The following is a 23,120-nucleotide window of genomic DNA, read 5'->3' as shown; positions in this document are numbered from 1 at the left end:
TGGATTACTCGTATGATACGGTAGCCGGCGTACCGGAACAAGTGTTAGGAGGTTCTCATGGAAACCGATTCCGGGGACGGCTCCGTCCGCGCACCGCACCCCATCGCCCGCCTGCTCGCGTTCGCCGGCACCAGGCGCCGCCTCACGTATCTGGGCTGCGCCCTTTCCGCCGCCTCGATGCTCGTCGGCTTTGGGCCGTATATCTGCATCTGGTTCGTCGCCCGAGACCTGATCGCCGTCGCACCCCGATGGGGCGAGGCGACCGCGGTGGGTTCGTACGGATGGTGGGCTCTCGGCCTCGCCGTGGGGTCGATCGCGCTCTACTTCGCCGGCCTCATGTGCACGCACTTGGCAGCTTTCCGCTGCGCATCCGCCATGCGCAAGCGTGCGGTCGAGCATCTGATGCACACGAGTCTTGGCTACTTCGACACGCACGCCTCGGGTGCGCTCCGGCGGGTGGTGGACGGCTGCGCCCTCGAAACCGAGGGGCTGCTCGCCCACAAACTGCCCGACACGGCCGGCTCGGTAGCGATGATCGTCGGGATGCTCGCACTCTTCTTCCTCTTCGATTGGCGGCTGGGCACGGCGTGCCTCATCCCCGTCGTCATCTCCCTTGCATGCATGTTCTACATGATGGGAGGGCGCGGCATGGACTTCATGACGCGCTACATGGGCTCGCTCGTGAAGATGAACAAGACCGGGACCGAGTACGTGCGCGGCATCCCCGTCGTCAAGGTGTTCCAGCAGACGGTCTACTCGTTCCGCGCGTTCCACGACGCCATCGAGGAGTTCACGCGACTCGCACAGGACTACGCCGTGAAGTGGTGTCAGACCCCTCAGTCGCTCTCGCTCACCGTCATCAGCGCGGCGGCGGCATTTCTCGTGCCGGTGGCGGTGCTGTTCGCACCGGGGGAGCATGACCTTGCGCGCTTCGCCGCGAACTTCGCCTTCTACGCGATCTTCTCGGCGGTGATCCCCACGGCCATGACCCGTGTGATGTTCATGTCCGAGGCGTTCCAGTCGGCAGCCGACGCCATAGCGCGCGTGGAGGAGGTGCTCGCCGCGCCGGTGATCGAGGCGCCCGCGACGCCGCGGGTCCCACGGGACAACGCCATCCGCTTCGAGAACGTGAGCTTCACCTACACAGGTGCCGACGAGCCCGCGCTCGACCAGGTGAGCTTCGAGATTCCCGCCGGCTCCACGGTGGCGCTCATCGGACCCTCCGGCGGCGGCAAGACCACGGCGGCGAGCCTCGTGCCCCGGTTTTGGGACGTGAGCGCGGGGCGCGTCCTCGTGGGCGGCGTGGACGTCCGCGACATGGATCCCGCCGACCTCATGGACCGCGTGGCCTTCGTCTTCCAGACGAACCGGCTCTTCTCGCAATCGATACTCGAAAACGTGCGCGCGGCGCGTCCGGAGGCGACGCGCGCTGAGGTGATGGCGGCACTCGAGGCGGCGCAGTGCCAGGACATCATCGAGAAGCTGCCCGACGGCGTGGACACCGTGTACGGCGCGGCGGGCGCGCACCTCTCCGGAGGCGAGGCGCAGCGGCTCATGTTGGCCCGCGCCATCTTGAAGGACGCGCCCATCGTGGTCCTCGACGAGGCCACGGCGTTCGCCGACCCCGAGAACGAGGCAAAAATCCAAGCGGCCTTCGGCCGTCTCGCGCGCGGGAGGGACGGTACGTCGCGCACCGTGCTCATGGTCGCCCACCGGCTCTCGACCGTCCGCCGCGCCGACCGGATCATCGTCCTCGACCGCGGGCGCGCGGTCGAGCAGGGCACGCACGAGGAACTGCTGGCCGCAGGCGGCCTCTACGCCCGCATGTGGGCCGATTACGAGCAGGCCGTAAGTTGGAAGATCAAGAGCACCGAAGGGAGCGGGCGCTGATGTCGATCAAGGAGAAGTACGCCCTCACCGACGAGGGCGTGAGAAACGTGCGCTTGGGGGCGATCTGGACCACCGTCTCCAACCTCGTGGTCTTTGCGAGCGTGGGGTTCACCTACGTCATCATGAGCGCGATCGCGGCGCGGCTCACCGGTGGGACGGCGGAGCTGGGCCCCTGGGGCGAGCTCCGCTTCGACCCGCTTGCGGTCCACCCTGCGGGCTGGGCGGCCGCAATCGCGGTCTACCTTGCCGTCCTCTTTGCGTGCGAACGGCTGGCCTACTACTACCAGTACGGCGTCATCTACAAAGAGAGCGGAAGGCAGCGCATCGCGCTGGCCGAGCGCCTGCGCAAGCTCCCGCTCTCGTTCTTTGGGCGGCGCGATCTCGCCGACCTTACCGAAACGCTCATGGGTGACGTCAAGACCACCGAACACGCCTACAGCCACGTGCTGCCCGAACTCTACGGCGCCTACGCCACCATGGCCATCGCCTTCGCGTGCCTGCTTGCCTTCGACTGGCGGCTCGCGGTCGCATCCATGTGGTCGGGGCCGGTGGCGCTGCTCATGCTCTTCGGGGTGCGCTCCCGCCTCCAGCCGCTCATGCACAAGACGCGCATGGCCGGACTTCGCACCTCAGAGTTCATCCAGGAGGCGCTCGAGTGCGTACGCGAGGTGCGCGCCACCAATCAGGAGGAGCGCTATCTCGAGCACATCTACGAGAGCGTCGACACGGCGGAGCGCACCGCCATCCGCGGCGAGCTCGCCTGCGGCCTCGCCGTCAACGGCGCGCAGATCGTGCTGCGCCTGGGCTTTGCCACCACGCTGCTCACGGGCGCCGGGCTGGTGCTCGAGGGCACATGTGACTTTCTCACCCTCTTTTGCTTCCTTCTGGTGGTGAGTCGCATCTACGCGCCCTTCGACCAGGCGCTCATGCTCATCGCCGAGCTCTTCTCGGCACGCACCGCGGCAGCGCGCATGAAGAGCTTCTTCGATGAGCCCCTGGCGGTGGGTGGCGCGGCGTACGACCCCGTCGGTCACGACGTGGTGTTCGAGCACGTGGGCTTTTCCTATGAACGCGGCGGCGAGAAGGTGCTCGAGGACGTCTCCTTCATCGCGCGCGAGGGCGAGGTTACCGCACTCGTGGGGCCGTCGGGCTCCGGCAAGTCGACCTGCGCGAGGCTCAGCTGCCGGCTCTGGGATGCAAGCTCCGGCACCGTGACGGTGGGCGGCGTCGACGTCTCGACGGTGGACCCCGAGGTGCTGCTCGGGGATTTCTCGGTCGTGTTCCAAGACGTGACGCTCTTCGACGACACCGTGATGGGCAATATCCGCCTTGGTCGACGCGATGCGACCGACGAGGAGGTACTCGCCGCGGCCCGGGCGGCGAACTGCGACGAGTTCGTGAGCCGCCTGCCCCAGGGCTACGACACCCTCATCGGCGAGAACGGATCCAAGCTCTCCGGCGGCGAGCGCCAGCGCATCAGCATCGCGCGCGCCCTGCTCAAGAACGCGCCGATCGTGCTCCTCGACGAGGCGACCGCATCGCTTGACGTCGAGAATGAAACGGAGGTGCAGCGGGCGCTGTCCCGTCTGCTCGCCGGCAAGACCGTCATTGTGATCGCCCACCGCATGCGCACCGTGCAAGCGGCCGACAAGATCGTGGTGCTCGACGGGGGCCGCGTCGTCGAGCAGGGCGCGCCCGCCGAGCTGCTGGCGCAAGGAGGCCTCTTCGCACGCATGGTGCGCCTCCAGGCGGAGTCCTCCACCTGGACGCTGTAGCGCTGCGGCTCGCAGGAAGGACCCCGGCGCGCCCGGAATTGGGGCGCGCCGGGGGCGCATATCGCGGCATCGGGGCACACGTGGCCTCCCTCAAACTGTTCGCCAGCGCGAATAGAATTCCGCACCGCAGAGCACTCATCGCCGACGGCAAACGGGCCCCCGACCCGTCCCCAGTGCACCATCGCGGCATCAAACGCCGTCAAAACCCGCAACCGCACCCGCTATCGCGGCATCTCCGGCCGGTTTTCTGCCTCGCACCTCACCCATTTTTCCCCGCAAACGGCTGATGGCAAATCGCTTGATTCAAGCAAGACTTGAGGGGTTTAGCGCCCGGATATCGGGCGCTTCCGAGAGAAAGGTGAGATATGAGGAGGCCCTTTGCACGCGCGGCGGTACTGGCCCTACTGCTCGCGCTTCCCCTCACGGCCTTTGCGGCCGCGCCCGCCCTGGCGGACGAGGGGGCCGGCCGGTTTGACTCCATCCTGGAGATGGATCGGGTCAAACCGGCGGGCTTTGACGAGAACAGCACCGAGAACCCCTATGGGCAGCTCTTGAACCAGCCGTTTTTGCTGAACGCCGAGAGCGAGCTCATGGTGTACCGCAACAAGGACAACGGGAACACCGTCGACCTCGGCTGGTACGACACGCGGGTGGACAGCGGCCTCAACCTCGGGGTCGACGGCAAGGACGCGAACGGCTTTGAGAGCACGGGGCTCTACGGCGATAGCGCGGTGAACGTGCTCAAGGAGCTGTACCACGTCGAGTCGGTGGCCTTTGACCCCACGGGCAGCGGGCGCAAGGACCACGTCGCCTACATCGGCCATGACGCAACCGGCGAGGACGATATCGTCATCGTGGTTGTCGACACCACGCAGGGCAACGAGAGTGCCACGTACCGCTTTGAGGACAACGCCGGCTGGCTGAGCGGGATCCAAGCCTGGACCGGTGGAAACTACATCGCCATCACCGCCGGCGACTACGACGGTTCGGGACGCGAGACGCTCGTGGCGCACGTGCTGACCAACGGCGACACGTACGGCCTGGCACAGCTCTCCTACGACGCGGGCTCGAACACGATCTCCTGCATGAGTGAGCGGGACAAGTCTCTCCTGCACTGGAAGTACGTGGAGGAGAATCACGGTCACGAGCTCGACGACAGCACCTATGAGCATGACAAGATGTCCGCCGACCTCGCCACCGGGGACTTCAACGGCGACGGCATCGACGACCTCGCCGTCGTGTCGTACATAAACGGCGGAGCGAGGGGCAGAAGCTGGGACTGCGCCTATTACTTCCCGATGCTGAACGTTGCCTACGGCGCGAGCGATGGCGGCACGGTCTTTGACAACCAAAAGAGCGGCTTCTGCCAACTCCGGCGCGAGGATCGCGACGGCGATCGCTATAAGATGACCGCTCCTGCCGCGCCGGGCATTGCCGCCGGCGACATCGACGGGGACGGCGTGGACGAGATCGTGGTCGCAGGGTCCAAGAACACCATCACGTCCAAGTCGAACTCCTACGACGTGGATGTGGACCACCAATGGGACATTGATGGCAACAACTGGGTCATCATCACGCTAAACGCCCGCGAGGACGGCTCGTTCGCACATCCGGGAGAGGATGCGAGCACGACCAACCTCTCTGAGGTGGGCTCCAACGCGTGGTTCGCCGGCGGAACGGGAGGCGAGAAGCGCCGTTCCCCACTGGATGTCGAGTGCGTGGCCATGAACGGAGGGGGCGCCGCCGAATACGTCTTCATGGGCGGTGCGCTCTTCGACCTGAGCACATCGACGCCGGAGCGCCTGCACACCCCCGGCGTCTTCAACGAGGACGATGACGGAGTGGGCAGCCAAGTAGTCGACGAGCACTACGTGCAGTCCGTCGTGGCCGGGAACTTCGACGGCAACGAGTGGGGCTACGAGCAGGTCATGTACGTGATCGTCATGAAGGACCGGCACCAGAACGACTACTACTACCGCCTCGGCATGATCGGCGGCGCCAACTACGACGGCAAGGGCGGTCCCGTGGGAAGCCAGGGTGGCACGGACCAGACGCGCTTCTTCGACGTCACCAGCGATTTTCTGATCTCCAACACGGGCGGCGGCTACCACACCAACCTCGTCATCACGCCCATGGACCGCGACGACGACGGCGTGATGGCGCGCTACACGGGCAAGTCCTACGTATACGCCGACCCGCAGGTGCTCACGGTGCTCCAGATGGCGCCCTACTTCGACGAGATCGACATCGGCAACGACGCCGGCGCCACCACCTACGCCTTCACGCGCACCTACGAGTACACGGAGGGCACCTCCGAGAGCAAGTCCTACAGCATCGGCGGCGCCTTTGGCGTGGAGACCCCCGCCGTCAACGTGGAGGTCGAGGCGGGTTACGCCAACAGCTGGACCCGGAGCTTCGAGAACACGCTCACGCGCTCCGTCACGGACAGCTTCACCGCCAAGGCCTATGACAGCGTGGTGCTCTACCGCACGCCCGTCTTCAACTACAACTACCAGCTCATGAGCGAGGACGGCACGCAGTGGGTCGACCTCGAGGAGGCGGGTCTCACCATCTCGGTGCCCAAGACACCCACCTACGTGCAGATGTCCGTGGACGACTACAACAACTTCGTCGACGTCTACAACGCCATGATGGCGGAGGAGACGGCGGGCACGGACGACACGTTCACCGCCATGAAGAAGCTCAACCTCGGCTACCTGGGCCAGGAGGGCAACCCCTGGGGCTACGCCAGCGATATGGACCAGCTGAGCCTCAACACCTACCAGCTCGGCTACAACGGCGGCGAGACGTCGAGCGCGAGCACGAGCGGCGAGGCGACGACGGAGACCATCGAGCAGGAGACGGGCTTCTCGTTTGAGATCTCCGCGACGACGGGCGCCAACCTCGGCATGTTCTCCGTGATGGCCGGCGTCAACTACAGTCTCGAGGAGATGAGCGGGCACAGCACCTCCAAGACCACCTCGAGCGAGACGGAGACGAGCGGCACGGTACAGGATCTCGATGCGAAGTACCTGAGCGAGGAGTACGGCATCCCCGAGGCGGTCACGCGCTCTTACGGGTTCACGTGGACCCTCGGCAAAGACGAGGTCGACCTCGGCCTTGCGGGCAGAAACGCCCTCGTCGTGGGCTACAACGTGTCCAACATCGGCGCGCCCGCCCCGGCGGTGGGCGACCTTGAGGCGACCGTTGACAGCGAGGCGAGCGCCTCCCTCACCTGGAGCGATCCCTCGGCTGCCGGACGCACCGCTATCGACGGCTATCACGTCTACCAGAAGGAGGCGGACGGGACCTACCGTAAGTTGACGGAGAGCCCCCTGCCTAAGGACACGCTCGAATACCAGGTCGACGGACTCGCATCCAACACCGCCTACACCTTCGTCGTCACCTCGGTGAGCGGGAGCACGGAGAGCGTCTGGTCCAACGAGGCCACGATTACGACGCCCAAGCGCATGGTGCCCCTCACGCTCGACTTCAACGCGGACGAGGTCCAGGTCACAGCGACCCACCTCGGCAACGTTCCCATCCAGAGCGGGGAGAGCGTCCCCGAGGAGACCATCGTCTACATCGAGGTCGCCCCGCGCGAGGGCTACATCGTGACCGATGTCACCCTGACGCAGGTAGGCGAGGAGCCCCAGTCCGTGAACATGGCGGACGGCGCGTTCAACTTCTCCATCGTCAACGACGCCACCATCACGGTGACCAGCGCGAAGGTCGTCGACCAAAGCGAGATCAGCTACACCTCTACCGTCACCGATGCGGACGGCAACGTCATCGGCACCGTTGAGGCGGTGACGGAGGCGGGCACCCCGCTCGACGCCGCGGGCACGATGGTGTCCAACCCGATCAAGCTCACCGCCACGCCGCAAGAGGGCTATGTCCTCAAGGAGTGGGTCATCACGAACGCATCGGGCGAGCAGGCCATCGGCGCCGTGGGCAATGAGCTGACCTTCACCCCGTACGAGGGCGCGCACGCAATCGAGGCGGTCTTCGTGCCCGTCGACGACCCCTCCGTGGCGCGCACGGTGACGATTCCCGCGCTCACGGGCGGCTCCGTCGCGGTCTCGGACGGAACGCAGGCCCTCACGCCCGATGAGGACGGTACGATCACGGTGGTCCGGGGCACCGAGCTGACGTTCACGGCCGCGCCGGACACGTACTACCGCTTCGTGGGCTGGACAGATGCCCTCGAGAGCTATGGCGACGAGTTCGCATCCGTCACCCTGCGGGTGCTCGATAACCTGACCGTCGGCGCCGCCTTCGAGCCCGACGTGCTCTACATGCTCGAGTACGCCGCGGTGAGCGAGGCGGGCGGCTCAGGAACGGTCACGGCGACGGCGAACGGCGCGCAGGTCGCGTCGGGCACCGGGCTCGTACCGGATACCGTGGTCGACCTCAAGGCCACCGCGGGCCAAGACAGCCGCTTCCTCAAATGGGGCGTGACGCAGGGCACGGTCACGACGTTCACCCCTGTGGAGGAGGAGCTCGTCACCGAGAGCACCCATCAGATCGCCATGAGCGCCAAGAGCTCGGTCGACGCCTACTTCAACGAGATCGAGCGCTTCGACCTCACCGTCCCCGCCGACCTCGAGCACGGCTCGATCGTAGTCGAGCGCGCGGACCAGCAGGTGACGCCGGGCGACGATGCGCTGGCCTTCGGCGACGTCATCACCGTGAGCGCGACGGCCGAGGACGGCTATCTGCTCACCTCCCTCTTGGTCAACGGCGAGGAGTTCGCGTCGGGCGATTCCCTCACCGTGAAGGACGATGTGTCCATCGAAGTGACGCTCGAGAAGGTGCACGTGCACACATGGAACGATAAGCCCACGTGGGCTTGGGGGGCCGACAACGCCACGGCTGAGGCGACCTTCGCCTGCACCGACCCCGACTGCGGCGGCACGCGCACGGTGAGCGCGCAGGTTGCGTCCACGACCCTGGTCGAGCCGACCTGCACCGAGACGGGCAAGGCCACGCTCACCGCCACGGTCAACCTGGACGGCGCGGACTACACGACGAGCATCGAGGTGGAGGTCCCCGCCAAGGGCCATGACTACCAAGAGGGCGTCTGCGCCGCATGCGGCGCCGAGGACCCGGACTACGTGGCGCCCAATCCGCCCGATGAGCCCGGTGGCGGGCAGCCGGGCGATGGCGGCAACTCCGGCGATGGCGGCACCACCCCTGGCGGCGGCTCTGGGAACGGCACCGGGCACGACCCGTCCACCATCCCGGCTACGGGCGACGCAAGCGCGCTGCTATCGCTTGTCCCGGCGCTCGCCGGCCTGTCGGCTCTCGCTGCCGGCGCACGCATAAGGCGCCGCTCGTAGCAGCGCTTAGCGCAGATATCCCGAGAACCTGAGACGGGGCGGGCGCTCATTGGAGCGCCCGCCCCGCTGCGTTAACCCACGGTGCCATCGCCTGCCAAGGCGCGGCAGACGATGTCGGCGAGCACCCGAGCATGGTCTTGCGCGTCGTTAAGGCAGGGCACGTACACGAGCCCGGGAGCATCGCCGCCGCGCTGCTCGCGGTACGCCGGCAGCATGACCTGCTCGACATCATAGAGCGTCTCGAGGCAGTCCACGGCAAAACCCGGGCAGGCGACCACGAGGCGCCGCGGCTCGCGCTGCGCGAGCGCGCGCACCGTGCGCGCCGTGTTGGGACCCGTCCAGCGACGGCCGTCCTCGAAGGGTGATTGGTAGGAAAACGACCAGGCACCCTCATCCAGCCCCAAACGGGCGGCGATCGCGCGCGCCGTCTTGCCGACCTGCTGCGGATAGGTGTCGCCGGCATCCACATCGGGAAGCGGCACCGCATGAAACGAAAGCAGCAGATAGTCCCCGGCCGCGTCGAAGCCCGCCGCACGAATCGAGGCGGCGACGGCATCCACATACCCCGCATCGTCGCCATAGCTCTCGACCGCCGTGAGGGGCGGCTCCCACCCCATCCGCTGGAGCCCGCGTGCGACGGCATCGAGCGCCGCCGCGGTTGTGGAGTACGCCGACTGCGGATAGAGCGGCAGCACTGCGAGCCGTCCGCAGCCCGCCGCGCGCAGCTCCCTCAGAGCCGCCTCAACGCCCGGCTCCCCGTACACCATGGCCGCGCGGACCGCTGCGTCGCGCCACGGCTCCGTGGCGGCAGCCCCTGCGTGCAACGCCTGCTCGACGCGGGCGGCGAGCGCGCAACATCCTACGATGAGTGGTGAGCCCGCCTCCGTCCAGATCGAGGCATACTTTGCGGCCGAGGCGGGACTCCGGCGCGGCAGGATGATGTGGTCGAGTATGGCCCGCCAAACCGGCGCGGGCAGCGGCCGGATGCGCTCGTCCATGAGAAACGTTTTCAGATAGGCGGCTACCGCCGGTGCCGTCGGCGCCGCGGGAGAACCCGTGTTGACCATCAGCACGCCCGCGCGGCCCATGCCGCGCTCACCCATCGCGCCCCCTATGCGAGCGCGGCGCCGAGCGCGCGACAGGCGACCGACGCGTCCTCATCGGGATAGTCCTTGGCGATGACGGTGTCGGCAATCGTGATGCCCGCCGCCTCGGCGCGCTCGCGCCAGAGGTCCATCCACTCGCCATCCGCCCAATCGTAGCTGCCGAACAGGGCGACCTTGCGCCCCGGGAGCTCCGGCTCGACGTCATCCCACATAGGTTCGAACTCCTCGCTCTCAAGCTCCTCGGCGCCCATGGCGGGGCATCCGAAGGCGAAGGCATCATAGCCGTCGAGGTCGGATGAGGAGAAGTCCGCGCAGGCGATGACCTCGGCCTCGGCGCCCGCATCGCGCGCACCCGCAGCGACGAGCTCCGCCATGGCTTCGGTATTGCCCGTACCGCTCCAAAACACCACTGCCACCTTGCTCATATCGGTTGTCCTTTCTTATCGGAGGCCGGCCCCATGCCGACCTGAGATACCTGCTTGACGCCTCTTAGGCGACTTGCGCGCACGCCGGATCGCGTGCCAGCTCGGTCAGCGGAACTCCCGTGCCGTAGAGGTGCAGCACGCGTCGCGTACAGCGCTTGTAGCGGGCGAACCGCCGCATGGCGCCCCGCACGTCGGCATATACCTTCCAGCAACCGCAGCACAGATAGTCGCGCCCCTCGTTCTCGACGAAGCCGCGCACGTCGGCCGCGGGATAGCCCAAGAAGTACCCCACCTCATGCGGCACGCCCCGCTCGCCAAACCGCCTGGCGAGGTGCTCGACGCAGCCGTCCAAGGCGTCCCCGGCGCGCGCGGGCCCCTGCGGGCCGCAGGGACGGGACGACGCCACAGATACCGGTCCAAGCCGTGCGGGATAGCCCAGGCAGGAGAGCTCCCGGGCCACTTCCGCATCCTTGAGGCAGCGCTCCACCAGCGTCGGGCGGTACGCTAAGACCAGCGCTCCAAAAGAGCGCCACGCGATAACGCGGCAGCGCATGCCATACGGCGTAAGCGTCGCGTCAAGGTCGCGCACGAGCCGCGACAAGGCGTCGCGGCGCCGCGCGCAGCGCGCATCGTCTGACGGGGCCACGGGGGACGGGCATGAGGAGGTGTCGCCGTCGGCGCCCCCGCACCCAAAGCACCCGCAGAAGGTGAAGAGATTCGCCGGCTTTACGCCCAGGAGCACCGGCGCGCACGAGCGGACCAGAGCCGCCTCGAGCTCCCCTCGCGTTATCGACCGTTCCATGCCATCTCCCGTCCCTTTGCTGTTAGCCATGGATAACATAGCAGACCTGCTTCTCGCGCGCAGCAAAAAGTTACCCTCAGTTATCTTTTTTTCGCATACGGCCACCGTCCCCCGGTAACGCGGGTATAGTCAATTTAGTTAACCATGGTTATCTTTTTGGAGGAGCCCATGTCAGACCAGATGCAGCTCGTGCTTATCCGCCACGGCGAAAGCGAATGGAACCGCCTGAACCTCTTTACCGGCTGGACCGACGTCGACCTATCCGACACCGGACGCAAAGAGGCCGCAGCGGGCGGGCGGGAGCTCGCAGCCGAAGGCTTCGACTTCGACCTTTGCTTCACGAGCCGGCTCAAGCGTGCCATCCACACCCTCGATATCGTGCTCGATGAGCTCGACCGCTCCTGGCTCCCCGTCGTGAAGAGCTGGAAGCTGAACGAGCGCCACTACGGCGCGCTCCAGGGCATGAACAAGGCGGAGACCGCGGCGGTGTACGGCGACGAGCAGGTGAAGATCTGGCGCCGCAGCTTTGATGTGATGCCTCCGGCACTCGAGGCCGGCGACGAGCGCGACCCTCATGTGCAGGCGATGTACCGTGATGTGCCGGCAGACGAGCTCCCACTTGCCGAATGCCTCGAAACCACCGTCGAACGTGCCTGGCCCTATTTCGAGGAGACGATCCTGCCCGAGATGCGCGCCGGCAAGCGCGTGCTCATCGCGGCGCACGGCAACAGCCTGCGCGCGCTCGTCATGCGCTTCGAGCATCTTTCACCCACTGAGATTCTCGAGGTGAACATCCCCACGGGCATACCCCTCGTCTACACGTTCGACACGCAGATGAACGTGCTCGGCAAGCGTTACCTCGGCGACCCGGCGGTCATCGCAGCCAAGATAGACGCCGTGGCGAACCAGGGGAAGGCGCACTAGCGCGCCGCTTGCCGCACCCGCCCCTATCGGACACCCCACCCCCTTCGAAAGGAGATGCCATGCCGCTCGTCATCACCTTCATCGCCCTCGGCCTCATAGGCTCGGTCCTGATGTTCGCCGGCGACATGCTGCTCTATTTCACCCTCGGCGCCTATGACATGGACGGTACGCTCAAGCCGTACATGCGCATCATGCGCGATATCCCCACCGCCCGCGTGCGCGCGGGCGGGGCGCTCGGCCCCGTTGCCGCTTTTCTGTACGTGACGGGCTTTCTTGCTCTTCCCCTCATCGCGCGGGGCGAGTTTGCTTGGCTTCTTATCGCGGCGGCGGTGCTCCTCTCCTTCGCGCTCATCTGCGGTGGCGCCTATCATGCGCAGTACGTCTACCTCTCCATCATCGCCAAAGCGGGACACGAGGACCTTTACGAGGAAGTCTCCGCCAACATCTTGACCGTCATGCGCTTGGCAACGATACCCCTGTACGCCGGGTTCATCTTCCTGGGCGCGGGCATCGTACTCGGTCAGACCGTCCTCCCTGCTTGGTTCGTCGTCCTCACGCCCGTAGCGACCAGCTTCTTGGGCCTTGTCTGGATGCACGCCCCGCAGCCCGCGCGCTGCGTGCTCTTCGGCGGTTGGAGCAACCTCGTCTTCACCATCATGTTCGCGTCCATGCTCGTTGCGATGGCCTGCCCCTAGCGGTCCCGCCGGATGCGCACCGCCGTGCCGGAGGCCACCGTCATGATCATGCCCTCGAACGTCTCGTAGCCGAGCGACGCGCCGATGACCGCGTTCGCCCCGAGCTCCTCGGCACGACGCCCCATCTCGGCGAGGCACTCCTGCCGCGCGCTCTGCATCTCATCCTCATAGCCCGCTGAGCGACCGCCGAACATGTTGCGCAAGCCCGCGCCGATATCGCGGAACATGTTGATGCCCGAGACGACCTCGCCGGCGACGACGCCGAGGTATTCCTCGACCCGATATCCCTCGACGGAGTTGGTGGTGGTGACGATCATGGGGGCCTCCCGTCTCGCGTCCGGCACACAGATAGCTACCCGCAGCATACCCCGTACGGCACGCCGCGATGCCGGTGTCTCGGGATTCGCCTCACACCTCCGACGGCTTCTCGGCAAGCGTCGCCCAGAACGTGGGGATACCGAGCCTGTGCAGGCGGCTCTCGCCCCCGTTGGTGTCCTCGTACAGATCGAGCAGGCGCAGACCCGCCTGGATCTGCCCACGGATCTGCTCATCAAGCGTATGCGAGAACTGCACGCCCCAGTCGGGGAGCTCCTCTTCCGAAATGAGGCCGGGGTCGCGCAGCGGGTTGAACGGCAGGCCGCGGATGATGCGCTCCTCGACCCACTGATCGATGATGCGGGCGTTGAGGTCGGTATAGCGCTCGTCCACGGGCTCTCCCCTCCGGCTCGGCATATCTCGACGCTCTATGATACGACGCCGTCGGCCCGCGGGGCGCGCTCAGTCCCCCTGCTCTTCCAGTCCGCTGACGTGACCGAGCCGCATGGCGACGAGACGAGAGCCCTTTTGCCCCGGCACGCGCACGAGGACCCATTCGTCATCCACGTCCACGATCTCGCCCGTGAGCGCACCCGCGCCGACGACACCATGCACCTCGTCCAGATTGAGCGTGCAGGTCTTTCCCAGGCGAGCCGCCAGCTCCTCGCGAAGCGCCGCAATGCGGCGGCGGTTTACCTCCGGCTGGGCAAGGGCGCGCACCTCCTTTTTGGTGGGCATCGAGAACATGAGGTAGATTACGAGACCGAACGTCAAGATGGCGATGGTGGTGTAGAAGCTCTCCATGGCGTCACGCCTCCCCACCGGCATCGGGACCGTCCATCACGATGGCGCAGACCTCGCCGAGGTCGATCAGGCGCACCGTGCGGGCCCGTTCGACCTTGGGCCGGCCAAAGGCGGCGCGCTTTATCTCGCAGGAGACGCGCAGCCACACCTCGCCGACCTCCAAGATGGTCGCCTCGCTCAGCACCTGGTCGCTGAGCTCCACCGTCGCCGTCCTGCCCACGAGCGCGCGCAGCACATGGACGTCGCGCGGCGCAGCGGGTCCCCGGGTGGCCATGATCTCGACGTCGTCGCGTGCGAGGTCGTCGATGGTCACGCCGAACAGGCGCGCGAGCTCAGCCGCCTTGTCGAGCGCCGGCGCGCCCTGCGCGAGCTCCCAGTTGGAAACCGTCTGCCTGCTCACCCCGATGGCCCGCGCGACCTCCTGCTGACTCATGCCCGCCCTGCGCCGCAGCGCAACGAGCTTGTCTGCGATCATGGGGCCTCCTTCCCTTGCGCGCGATGCCGCCACCCCGATTGTGCCCGAAAACGCGCGCACCCGGGCGCCAGATACGCCGGCAATGCGGCCAATGCGCTTGCCCGCGGCGCGGCCACCCCGCACAGAGCCGGCTCAGAGCCGCCGGTCGCACCGCTGCGAGCGTACTTGGGAGCGTCACGGTCAACGAGGTCGCAGCGACGCGATGAGCGCCTCGGCGCAGCGGATGCCGTCGGTCGCCGCGCTCATGATGCCGCCCGCATACCCCGCGCCCTCGCCGCACGGGTAGATTCCGGGCGCGCCCTCTGCCGCGCACGTGCGGTCGCGCACCACGGTCACCGGCGAGCTGGAGCGCGACTCCACACCGGTAAGCACCGCGTCGGGGGCGGTAAAGCCGCGAAGGCGCCGTTCGAGAAGCGGGATGCCCGCCCGCAAGCCGTCGGCGATAGACGGCGGCAGCACGCGGTCGAGCGCCGTCCAGGCGACGCCCAAGGGGTAGGTGGGAAGCACGGAGCCCGGTCCCGTGCTCGGCCTTGCGGCCATAAAATCGCCGAGGAGCTGCGCCGGCGCGCTGTAGTCGCCGCCGCCCGCCGCAAAGGCGGCGCGCTCGCACGTGCGCTGCAGCTCCACGCCGGCAAGCGGTGAGGAGCCGGGCAGGTCGACGGGGTTCACGTTCACGAGCAGCGCCGCGTTGGCGTTTCTGCCCGCGCGGGCGCTCTCGCTCGCCCCGTTGGTGACGACCCCGCCCTCCTCCGAGGCGGCGGCAACCACCTCTCCGCCGGGACACATGCAGAACGAGAAGACCGAGCGCCCGTCGCGCGGATGGGCAACGAGCTTGTACGGCGCCGCGCCGAGCGCCGGATGGCCCGCCGCCGCGCCGTACTGGGCCCGGTCGACGGTGCGCTGCAGATGCTCGATGCGCACCCCCATGGCGAACGTCTTGCGCTCGAGATGAAAGCCGCGCCGCGAGAGCAGCTCGAAGACGTCGCGCGCCGAGTGCCCGCAGGCGAGTATCATCCGGTCGCAGGCGATGCGCTCGACGGTCGCGGGTTCAGAAGGCGGCGCGCCGGCATCGCCCGCCGGCGCGGGCTCGCGGTGCTCGACCGTGACGGATCGGAGCGAGCCGTCTGATGCGCGCTCGATATCGATGAGGCGCGCCCGGAAGCGCACCTCGCCGCCGCGCGCCCGGATGCGCGCCACGATATGCGTCACCACCTGCGGCAGCACGTCTGAGCCCACATGCGGTTTGGCATCCCACAGAATATCGCGGGAGGCTCCGGCGGCCACGAACGTCTCCAGGATGAGCCGGTGCGCGGGGTTCTTCGTGCCGGTGGTGAGCTTGCCATCCGAAAACGTCCCCGCGCCGCCGAGGCCGAACTGGATATTGCTCTCGGGGTCGAGCCTGCGCGTGCGGATGAAGCGCGCCACCGCCGCGCCGCGCCGCTCCGCATCGTCACCGCGCTCGATGAGCAGCGGTTCGAGCCCGGCCTCGGCGAGCGCGAGCGCGGCGAAGAGCCCCGCGCACCCGGCGCCCACCACAACGGGACGGTTTGTCGGGCGCGCCCCCGCATATACGGGGAAGGACGGCGCCTCGGGGGCCACCGCACGCACCCGCCTCCCCTCCTCGTCGGACAGGCGGGCGAGAACCTCCCGCTCCCGCACCGCATCGGCGAGCGCCGCCCGGAAGGTGCAGACGAGGTGCACGTCGTTTTTCTTGCGCGCGTCGATGGAGCGCCTCCTGAGCTCTATTGCCATGAGCTCCCGAGGGGCAACGTGCAGCAGGCGCGCGACCTTGCGCCGACCTGCGGCAAGACACGCCCCCTCGTCGACCCCCTCGTCCAGGTGCAACCGCACATCAGAGACCTCGAGCATGCGCTCCCCCTCGCACCGTCGCCGCAGCAGCCCCGCCGGCGCGGATACCCGAGAGCCACGCCCACGCCAGGTTGAAGCCGCCGCAATCCGCATCCATGGCGAGCGCCTCGCCCGCCGCAAAGAGCCCGGGCGCCTCGCGCAACCCGAGCGTCGCCTCGTCCACCGCCGCAAAAGGGATACCGCCGCGACGCACCTGCGCGGCGCGCTCGTCGGCAAGCCCCGTGACAGCAAAGCGCAGGCGCTTGGCCGCGCGCGCGATGCCGCGGGCATCATGGGTCTTCGCCGCCGCGTCCACGAGGGCCGCCACCGGGCGGGCGACAAGGCCGTCGTACCAGGTGAGCGAGCCCGCCGCGGGCAAGCCGAGCACGGCCGCGCGCGCATCCAGAAGAGCCGCGAGCCCCTCCTCGGAAAAGGACGGGAAGAGATCGAGCAGGAGCACGTCGCCTGCGGTCACGCGCCGCGACGCGTCGAACGCGACGATGCCTGAGATGCCGTAGGGACGGAAGAGCACCTCTCCCGCCTCGCGCCAGGGCGACGCATGACGTCCGCGCGCGTCCTGGAGCCCAAGGGCTGCCTCGACGCGGACCCCATCGAGCGCACCGAGGGCGTCGGGCGCGGCCGTAAAGGCTCCCGCCACGGGGCAGAGCACGGGCCGCTCCTCCTCGTGCGGCAGCCGAAAGAGCCGGCAAAGCGCCGCCGAGCGCCCGCCGGGCGCAAGCACCACGGCGCGCGCAGATATACCCTCATCTTTTCGCGGGGCCGCCTCGAGTGCCCGGCGCCGCGCGCGCAGGGCGGCGCGCGCATCGTGCCCGCGCTTGGCGCGCACGGGCCCCGCGGGCACCGTGCCCGAGAGCCGCCAGACCGCGCCCTCGGCCGCACGGGACGCGCCCGTGAGCTCAAATCCGCAGCGAAGCGACACCCCGGCGCGCAGGCACGCCGCCAAGAGCGCGTCCCGCACCGACTCGGCACGGCGACTGTACGGATAGAGGCGCCCCTCTTCCTCCGCGGTGGCGAGACCGAGCGAGGCGAACCACGCCGCGAGCGCCTCCTCGGGGCGCGGACCCATCACGGCGCGCGCGACGTCGGGATACCGGTACCGCACGGGGTCCAGGTCGCTGTTCGAGAGATTGCACCGGCCGTTGCCCGTTGCGAGGATGGACAGCCCGCAGGCAACATCGCTCTCCAGCACCACTGTGCGCGCGCCCAACCGCGCCGCGGCGAGCGCCGCCGCGAGTCCGGCAGCGCCGCCCCCCACGACCGCTACGTCGTATGTCCGCTCCTCGGCATCCGCCACGCCGGCCCTCCTCACCTGAAGGCGGCGCATGCGATATGCCGCCGGGGCCGCCCTCCGCGTCGCTCTACTCCGTCGCCTTCGCCGCGCCCTCGCCCTCGTGCGGCGCCACGGCCTCGCAGGCCGCCACCGCATCGGGCAGGAGGTTCTCCGGCAGCGCCTGCTCGAGCGCGCCCGCGTCGCATGCACCGGCGAGGGCCGGGTCGATGGGCAGGCGCCCGAGCACCTCGACACCGTAACCCGCCGCGACCTCGTCGAGCTTGCTCGGCCCGAAGACCTCGATCTTCTTGCCGCAATCGGGGCAGGTGATGTAGCTCATGTTCTCGATGATGCCGAGCACGGGCACGTGCATCTTGTCCGCCATATTGACGGCCTTGGCCACGATCATCGAGACCAGGTCCTGCGGGCTCGTCACCACCACGATGCCGTCCACCGGCAGCGACTGGAAGACGGTGAGCGCCACATCGCCCGTACCCGGGGGCATATCGACCAGCAGGTAGTCGAGCGGACCCCAGGAGGTGTCGCTCCAGAACTGGCGGATGGCGCCCGCGATGACCGGGCCGCGCCACAGCACGGGGTCGGTCTCGTTGGCGAGCAGCAGGTTGGAGGACATGACCTTGATCCCCGTCTCGGAGACCTCGGGCAGCAGCAGGTTGCCGATACCGCTCGCGTGCCGCCCGCTCATGCCGAGCATCTTGGGGATCGAGGGGCCGGTGATATCGGCGTCCAAGATGCCGACCTTGTTCCCCCGGCGCGCGAGCCCGACGGCGAGCGAACCCGTTACGAGCGACTTGCCCACGCCGCCCTTGCCCGAGAGCACCGCGATCACGCGCTTTGCCTCCGACAGGGTGTTCTCCTCAAACTGCTGGGGCGCCTTCTTGCCGCCGGCGGCCGCCGCGTGTTCGCATTCAGCCATGCGATTCCTCCTCATACACATCGAGAGCGCCCCGTCTGGGCGCTCTCGCTCATAGGTACGCGCTAATGATACCCGAGGCGTTAGGCGAGAAGCGCCTCGGCGACGTGCCCCTCGGCAGCAGCCGAGGCACCCGACAGCTTGAGCGCGCCGTACACAAAGCCCCAGCCCGCCACAAAGAAAGCGAGGGCGAAGATGCCCACCTGTCCGGGCGCCGCGGCGAAGTTCACGCCGCCGGCGAGCGCGATGACGAGCACCGCCGCGGCCACCACGAGCTCGATATACCACTTCTGCTCGTCACGACGATACAGCTCGATCGCCACCGCTGCGAGATAGACGGCCAGATACACGCCGGCGATGGTGTGCATCTCGGCATACGTGCCCAGAAGGGGCGTGGACCAGATACCCCAGAGCCCCGCCAGCAGCAGCACGATACCGAGCACCGGCTCCACCCAACCGAGCGCACGGGGTGCGCGCGGAGCGAGCGAGCCGATGGAGGCGCAGAAACCTGCGACGACGGCCCACCACGCGAGGGCCGCGGCGAGACCGTCCGGACCCTCTACGGGGGTGGGCAGAAGACCGCCGGCACCGCCCATGGGCGCCGTCACAAACATGTAGACCGCCCAGAAGAACGTCAGCGCGGCGAGCGCGATCAGACTCCATGTGGCGCCGGCGAGCTTCGACGCCAGCCCCTTCATATCCACCGGACGGTACGCGGGCATGTACTCTTCGTTCATCGGGACCCCTCTATCTCCCCTGAGCGCGGCGGGTGTCCGCGCGCTATTCCTCCGTCCAGTATACCATCAGTGCTTCGCGCGCTTCGCACGCGCCCCCTGCCGTTTGCGACCGGAGGCGAAGACGCTCCCCTTGCGCGCATCGCGGCGCAAGAGCTCGATGACCTCGCTCTCGCTCGTCCCCTCCGCCATGGCGCGCAGGTGGACGATGGCGTCGCGGAGCCGCGCCGCCTCCTCGAAGTCCATGGCCTCCGAAGCGCTCCGCATATCCTCCTCCATGGTGGCGACGATGCGTGCGAGCTCGTCTTTCGGCAGGTTCGCGAGCTCCTCGGCGAGCTGCTGCCCGTCCGATACGACCGAGCCCGGCGCCTCGTCGGCGGCGCCCTCGCCCGCCGGGGTGAAGAACGCCCCGTGCCCCAACGAGTCGCCGCGGCTGCGGTCGCGCTTGCCCACGTTCTCCGTCGCCTCGGCGATAAAGCTCGAGATGTCGTTGATGGCCTTGCGCACGGTCTTCGGCTCGACACCGTGCTCCTCGTTGAACTTCATCTGGATGGTGCGACGGCGATTCGTCTCGTCGATCGCCTCGCGCATCGAATCGGTGATGGTATCGGCGTACATCACCACCGCGCCGTCGGCGTTGCGCGCTGCACGGCCGATGGTCTGGATGAGGGAGCGGCGGTTGCGCAGGAAGCCCTCTTTGTCCGCGTCGAGGATCGCCACGAGGGACACCTCGGGAAGGTCGAGGCCCTCGCGCAGGAGGTTGATGCCCACCAGCACGTCGATCTTACCCATACGCAGGTCGCGCAGGATGTCGACGCGGTCCATCGTCGCCGTGTCGGAGTGCATGTAGTTGACCTTGACTCCGGCGTCGAGCAGATGGTCCGTCAGGTCCTCCGCCATGCGCTTGGTGAGCGTCGTCACGAGCACCCGCTCATGGCGCGCCGTCCGCTCACGGATCTCCTCCAGCAGGTCGTCGATCTGACCGCGCACGGGGCGCACGTCGATTTTGGGATCGAGAAGCCCCGTCGGGCGGATGATCTGCTCCACGTTGTTCTGCGAGACGCGCAGCTCGTAATCGCCCGGCGTTGCCGAGACGTAGATAAACTGCGGGATGCGCGCCTCGAACTCGTCGAAGCGCAGCGGGCGGTTGTCGAGGGCGGAGGGCAGGCGGAACCCGTGCTCCACGAGCGTCACCTTGCGCGAGCGGTCGCCCTCGTGCATGCCGCGTATCTGCGGCACCGTCACGTGGCTCTCATCGATGATGCAGAGCATGTCCTTGGGGAAATAGTCGATGAGTGTGAACGGCGGCTCTCCCGGGCGGCGCCCGTCGAGATGGCGCGAGTAGTTCTCGATGCCGTTGCAGAATCCCATGGTCTCGAGCATCTCGAGGTCGTAGTCGGTGCGCTGCTGCAGGCGCTGGGCCTCGAGCAGCTTGTCGGCGGCCTTGAGCTCTGCCACGCGCTGCTCGCATTCCTCCTCGATGGTCTTGAGGGCGGCCGTCACCTTGGGCTTCTCCGTCACGTAGTGCGAGGCGGGCCATACGGGGATGGCGTCGTACTCGCGCAGGATCTCGCCGGTGACCTCGTCGATCTCGGCGATGAGCTCGACCTCGTCACCAAAGAACTCGAAGCGCAGCGGATGCTCGGCATAGGGCGGGTACACATCCACCACGTCGCCGCGCACGCGGAACGTCCCGCGCGCCAGGTCGAAGTCGTTGCGGTCATATTGGATGTCGATGAGGGTGTGGATGAAATCATCGCGCTCGAGCGGCGTCTTCTTGTCGACGTTGGGGGCGAGGCCCGCATAGTCCTCTGGGGAACCGATGCCGTAGATGCACGAGACGCTCGCCACGACGATCACGTCGCGGCGCGAGAGCAGAGAGGCCGTCGCCTGGTGGCGCAACATCTCCACTTCCTCGTTGATGGAGGCATCCTTCTCGATGTACGTGTCGGACTGCGGCACATAGGCCTCAGGCTGATAGTAATCGTAATACGAGACGAAGTAGACGACGGCGTTGTGCGGGAAGAACTCCTTGAGCTCGCTCGCGAGCTGAGCGGCGAGCGTCTTGTTGGGCGCCATAACAAGGGTGGGCTTGCCGAGCGCCTCGATGGTCTTCGCCATGGTGTACGTCTTACCCGAACCGGTGACGCCCAGCAGCACCTGATAGCGGTCGCCGTCGTTCACGCCCTGCACGAGCGAGGCGATTGCCTGGGGCTGGTCTCCGGAGGGTTCGAACGGAGAAACGACTTGGAACTGGACGGGATCTCCCGCTACGCCGAAGCGTCTCAACTCGCCGCCGACGCGCTCAACCTCAAACTTCTCCACGTTCGCTCACCTCACGTCACGCACCAAAGGCATCTCCATAAAGCTCTTTATACCGCGTCCAAGCGTTATTAACCCGAAAGAGGTACGCTTGCGTCTCAGGGAAGCCGATGGCGTTATGCAGGACCGTATCGATTTCGGACCAATCATCCACATTGGAAAGGCCGGCATTATACGCCGCGATGGCACGGTCTGTCGAGCCGTTGAAATAGGATATGAGATACGAGAGGTATGCCGTGCCGAACTCTATGTTCGTCTCAGCGTCCGCCAGATTTTGCGGATCGAAGCTCGTGCCGTCAACAAGGCCGAAGCGAACCATGTCCTGCGCGGTCTCGGGCATGAGCTGCATGAGCCCCAGCGCATCTTTAGACGAGCGCGCACTCGGGTCCCAATTTGACTCCGTATCGATCACCGCGGCGATAAGCCAGGGATCAACTCCATGCCGGTCGCTCGAGGCAGCGATGTAATCCTGGTATTCAAGCGGGTACAGCAACTGAAAGACAAACGCTGGCCCCTGCGCGTAGGCAAGCGAGATGCCACCCATAAGGGCAGCGAGCAGAAGAGGGATGATGCGGTACCAGGTGAAGAAGCGAATTCTACTGCGCATCGTCTAATCCTAAAGAGGGCTGATCGGCTTGAAGGCCATGCTGCTCCAGCCATGCGTCGAGAGCAGAGAACAACGAATCATCAGCGGCAGTGTTGTCGATGACCACAGACGCGAGAGCGCAGAGCTCGTCCTCCGTGGGCTGAAGCGCGGCCCTGCTATCAAAGTCCTCACCGTCCATACCGCGCTCGATGGCGCGGCGCCGACGCATCTCGACTGGCGCAGTGATAGCCATGACCTCATCAGCCAGTGGGAACGCATAGGTGAAAGAAGCAGCGAGCGAGATTTCCACCACGGTGAGAAGACAGTTCGACGGCATCGCCACTGTACAGCATGAGGGCATGAGCATCGCCGAGAGACGCTCATGTACGCGCGGCAATACGATCTCGTTAAGGCGACGCGCGTCATCCTTGGTTGCAAAGGCGCGGTCTGCAAGAACTTTGGGGCGGATGGCGCCGGCAGCATCCAAGATAGCGGAACCGAACGCATCGCGAAGTTCGTTCACCACCGCAGACCCGGGCACATACAGGTCTTTTGCGACCTGGTCCAAATCGATGATACGCGCGCCTTGACGCGCCAGATAGCGAACCGCCGTACTCTTGCCGGAGGCGATATTACCGATAACGAAGAGGGTAAACAACGAGAGCCTCCTAACGGATAGCGCAACATGCCACTATAAACCAAAAGGGCCCCTGGAAACCAGAGGCCCTTTATGGCAATCATATGGACGGCCCGGTGCCGTCCACCGGTCAGCGGCGCCCTGCTCTCCCACGGGCTCACCCCGCAGTACCATCGGCGCGAGGGGTCTTAGCTTCCGGGTTCGGAACGGGTCCG

Annotated in this window: 19 protein-coding genes and 1 rRNA gene; 5 read left to right on the top strand and 15 right to left on the bottom strand. The window is 67.1% G+C overall.

What is annotated here, in order from left to right; all coding sequences use genetic code 11:
* The first annotated feature begins 57 nt into the window (after positions 1-57).
* From B5F70_RS02010 to B5F70_RS02000, 3 genes are all read left to right on the top strand, one after another.
* Entirely contained in the window at positions 58-1,890 is a 1,833-nt protein-coding gene (locus tag B5F70_RS02010; protein WP_241145871.1) for an ABC transporter ATP-binding protein, read from the top strand.
* Positions 1,890-3,665: an ABC transporter ATP-binding protein gene (locus B5F70_RS02005; RefSeq protein WP_087203904.1), complete on the top strand. Its 1,776-nt coding sequence runs from the start codon at positions 1,890-1,892 to the stop codon at positions 3,663-3,665. The genes B5F70_RS02010 and B5F70_RS02005 overlap by 1 nt, the downstream gene beginning before the upstream one ends.
* 365 nt (positions 3,666-4,030) lie before the next feature.
* Positions 4,031-9,007: a fibronectin type III domain-containing protein gene (locus B5F70_RS02000; protein WP_087203903.1), complete on the top strand. Its 4,977-nt coding sequence runs from the start codon at positions 4,031-4,033 to the stop codon at positions 9,005-9,007.
* 71 nt (positions 9,008-9,078) lie between these two features.
* On the opposite strand, the gene hemH is transcribed toward B5F70_RS02000, so the two are convergent.
* The 3 genes from hemH to B5F70_RS01985 all read right to left on the bottom strand — a co-directional run bounded on the left by hemH (position 9,079) and on the right by B5F70_RS01985 (position 11,340).
* Complete coding sequence (hemH, locus tag B5F70_RS01995; protein ID WP_206383477.1) at positions 9,079-10,110, bottom strand: ferrochelatase; 1,032 nt, start codon at positions 10,108-10,110, stop codon at positions 9,079-9,081.
* 8 nt (positions 10,111-10,118) lie between these two features.
* Positions 10,119-10,538: a flavodoxin gene (locus B5F70_RS01990; protein ID WP_087203902.1), complete on the bottom strand. Its 420-nt coding sequence runs from the start codon at positions 10,536-10,538 to the stop codon at positions 10,119-10,121.
* A 64-nt stretch (positions 10,539-10,602) separates the two neighbouring features.
* A complete protein-coding gene (locus B5F70_RS01985; protein WP_158094902.1) occupies positions 10,603-11,340 on the bottom strand; it encodes a DUF3793 family protein in 738 nt (245 codons plus the stop codon).
* Between the two features lie 168 nt (positions 11,341-11,508).
* Between B5F70_RS01985 and gpmA the strand changes: the two genes are divergently transcribed.
* Together gpmA and B5F70_RS01975 are read left to right on the top strand one after the other, a co-directional pair.
* Positions 11,509-12,264 carry a 2,3-diphosphoglycerate-dependent phosphoglycerate mutase gene (gene gpmA / locus B5F70_RS01980; RefSeq protein ID WP_087203900.1) on the top strand — a complete coding sequence of 252 codons (756 nt, stop codon included), beginning with the start codon at positions 11,509-11,511 and terminating at the stop codon, positions 12,262-12,264.
* A gap of 59 nt (positions 12,265-12,323) precedes the next feature.
* Positions 12,324-12,959: a DUF6796 family protein gene (locus tag B5F70_RS01975; RefSeq protein ID WP_087203899.1), complete on the top strand. Its 636-nt coding sequence runs from the start codon at positions 12,324-12,326 to the stop codon at positions 12,957-12,959.
* Here B5F70_RS01975 and B5F70_RS01970 read toward each other — a convergent pair.
* From B5F70_RS01970 to rrf, 12 genes are all read right to left on the bottom strand, one after another.
* Positions 12,956-13,276: a YbjQ family protein gene (locus B5F70_RS01970; RefSeq protein WP_087203898.1), complete on the bottom strand. Its 321-nt coding sequence runs from the start codon at positions 13,274-13,276 to the stop codon at positions 12,956-12,958. The genes B5F70_RS01975 and B5F70_RS01970 overlap by 4 nt on opposite strands.
* A gap of 91 nt (positions 13,277-13,367) precedes the next feature.
* Positions 13,368-13,667 carry a hypothetical protein gene (locus tag B5F70_RS01965; protein ID WP_087203897.1) on the bottom strand — a complete coding sequence of 100 codons (300 nt, stop codon included), beginning with the start codon at positions 13,665-13,667 and terminating at the stop codon, positions 13,368-13,370.
* Between the two features lie 69 nt (positions 13,668-13,736).
* On the bottom strand, positions 13,737-14,078 hold the full coding sequence (locus B5F70_RS01960) for a hypothetical protein (protein WP_087203896.1): 342 nt from the start codon (positions 14,076-14,078) through the stop codon (positions 13,737-13,739).
* A gap of 4 nt (positions 14,079-14,082) precedes the next feature.
* Positions 14,083-14,553: a helix-turn-helix transcriptional regulator gene (locus tag B5F70_RS01955; protein ID WP_087203895.1), complete on the bottom strand. Its 471-nt coding sequence runs from the start codon at positions 14,551-14,553 to the stop codon at positions 14,083-14,085.
* A gap of 180 nt (positions 14,554-14,733) precedes the next feature.
* Positions 14,734-16,422 carry an FAD-dependent protein gene (locus B5F70_RS01950; RefSeq protein WP_087203894.1) on the bottom strand — a complete coding sequence of 563 codons (1,689 nt, stop codon included), beginning with the start codon at positions 16,420-16,422 and terminating at the stop codon, positions 14,734-14,736.
* A complete protein-coding gene (locus B5F70_RS01945) occupies positions 16,406-17,716 on the bottom strand; it encodes an NAD(P)/FAD-dependent oxidoreductase (RefSeq protein ID WP_241145870.1) in 1,311 nt (436 codons plus the stop codon). The genes B5F70_RS01950 and B5F70_RS01945 overlap by 17 nt, the downstream gene beginning before the upstream one ends.
* Positions 17,717-17,780: 64 nt before the next feature.
* Positions 17,781-18,629, bottom strand: coding sequence for an Mrp/NBP35 family ATP-binding protein (locus B5F70_RS01940; protein ID WP_087203892.1), 849 nt, complete (start codon positions 18,627-18,629; stop codon positions 17,781-17,783).
* Between the two features lie 80 nt (positions 18,630-18,709).
* Positions 18,710-19,363 carry a hypothetical protein gene (locus tag B5F70_RS01935; protein WP_087203891.1) on the bottom strand — a complete coding sequence of 218 codons (654 nt, stop codon included), beginning with the start codon at positions 19,361-19,363 and terminating at the stop codon, positions 18,710-18,712.
* A 66-nt stretch (positions 19,364-19,429) separates the two neighbouring features.
* Complete coding sequence (uvrB, locus tag B5F70_RS01930) at positions 19,430-21,685, bottom strand: excinuclease ABC subunit UvrB (protein ID WP_087203890.1); 2,256 nt, start codon at positions 21,683-21,685, stop codon at positions 19,430-19,432.
* Between the two features lie 16 nt (positions 21,686-21,701).
* Positions 21,702-22,289, bottom strand: a complete 588-nt coding sequence (locus tag B5F70_RS01925; protein ID WP_087203889.1) for a lytic transglycosylase domain-containing protein — start codon at positions 22,287-22,289, stop codon at positions 21,702-21,704.
* Positions 22,279-22,926 carry a dephospho-CoA kinase gene (coaE, locus tag B5F70_RS01920; protein ID WP_087203888.1) on the bottom strand — a complete coding sequence of 216 codons (648 nt, stop codon included), beginning with the start codon at positions 22,924-22,926 and terminating at the stop codon, positions 22,279-22,281. Before coaE ends, B5F70_RS01925 begins: the two co-directional genes overlap by 11 nt.
* A 107-nt stretch (positions 22,927-23,033) precedes the next feature.
* Positions 23,034-23,120: ribosomal RNA gene (gene rrf / locus B5F70_RS01915) — 5S ribosomal RNA — on the bottom strand; the annotation flags it as partial.

The sequence above is a fragment of the Collinsella sp. An268 genome (genome assembly GCF_002159765.1).
Classification (GTDB): Bacteria; Actinomycetota; Coriobacteriia; order Coriobacteriales; family Coriobacteriaceae; genus Coprousia.
Note: the sequence above shows the minus strand (reverse complement) of the source record. Positions and strands in the feature narration are given on the sequence as shown.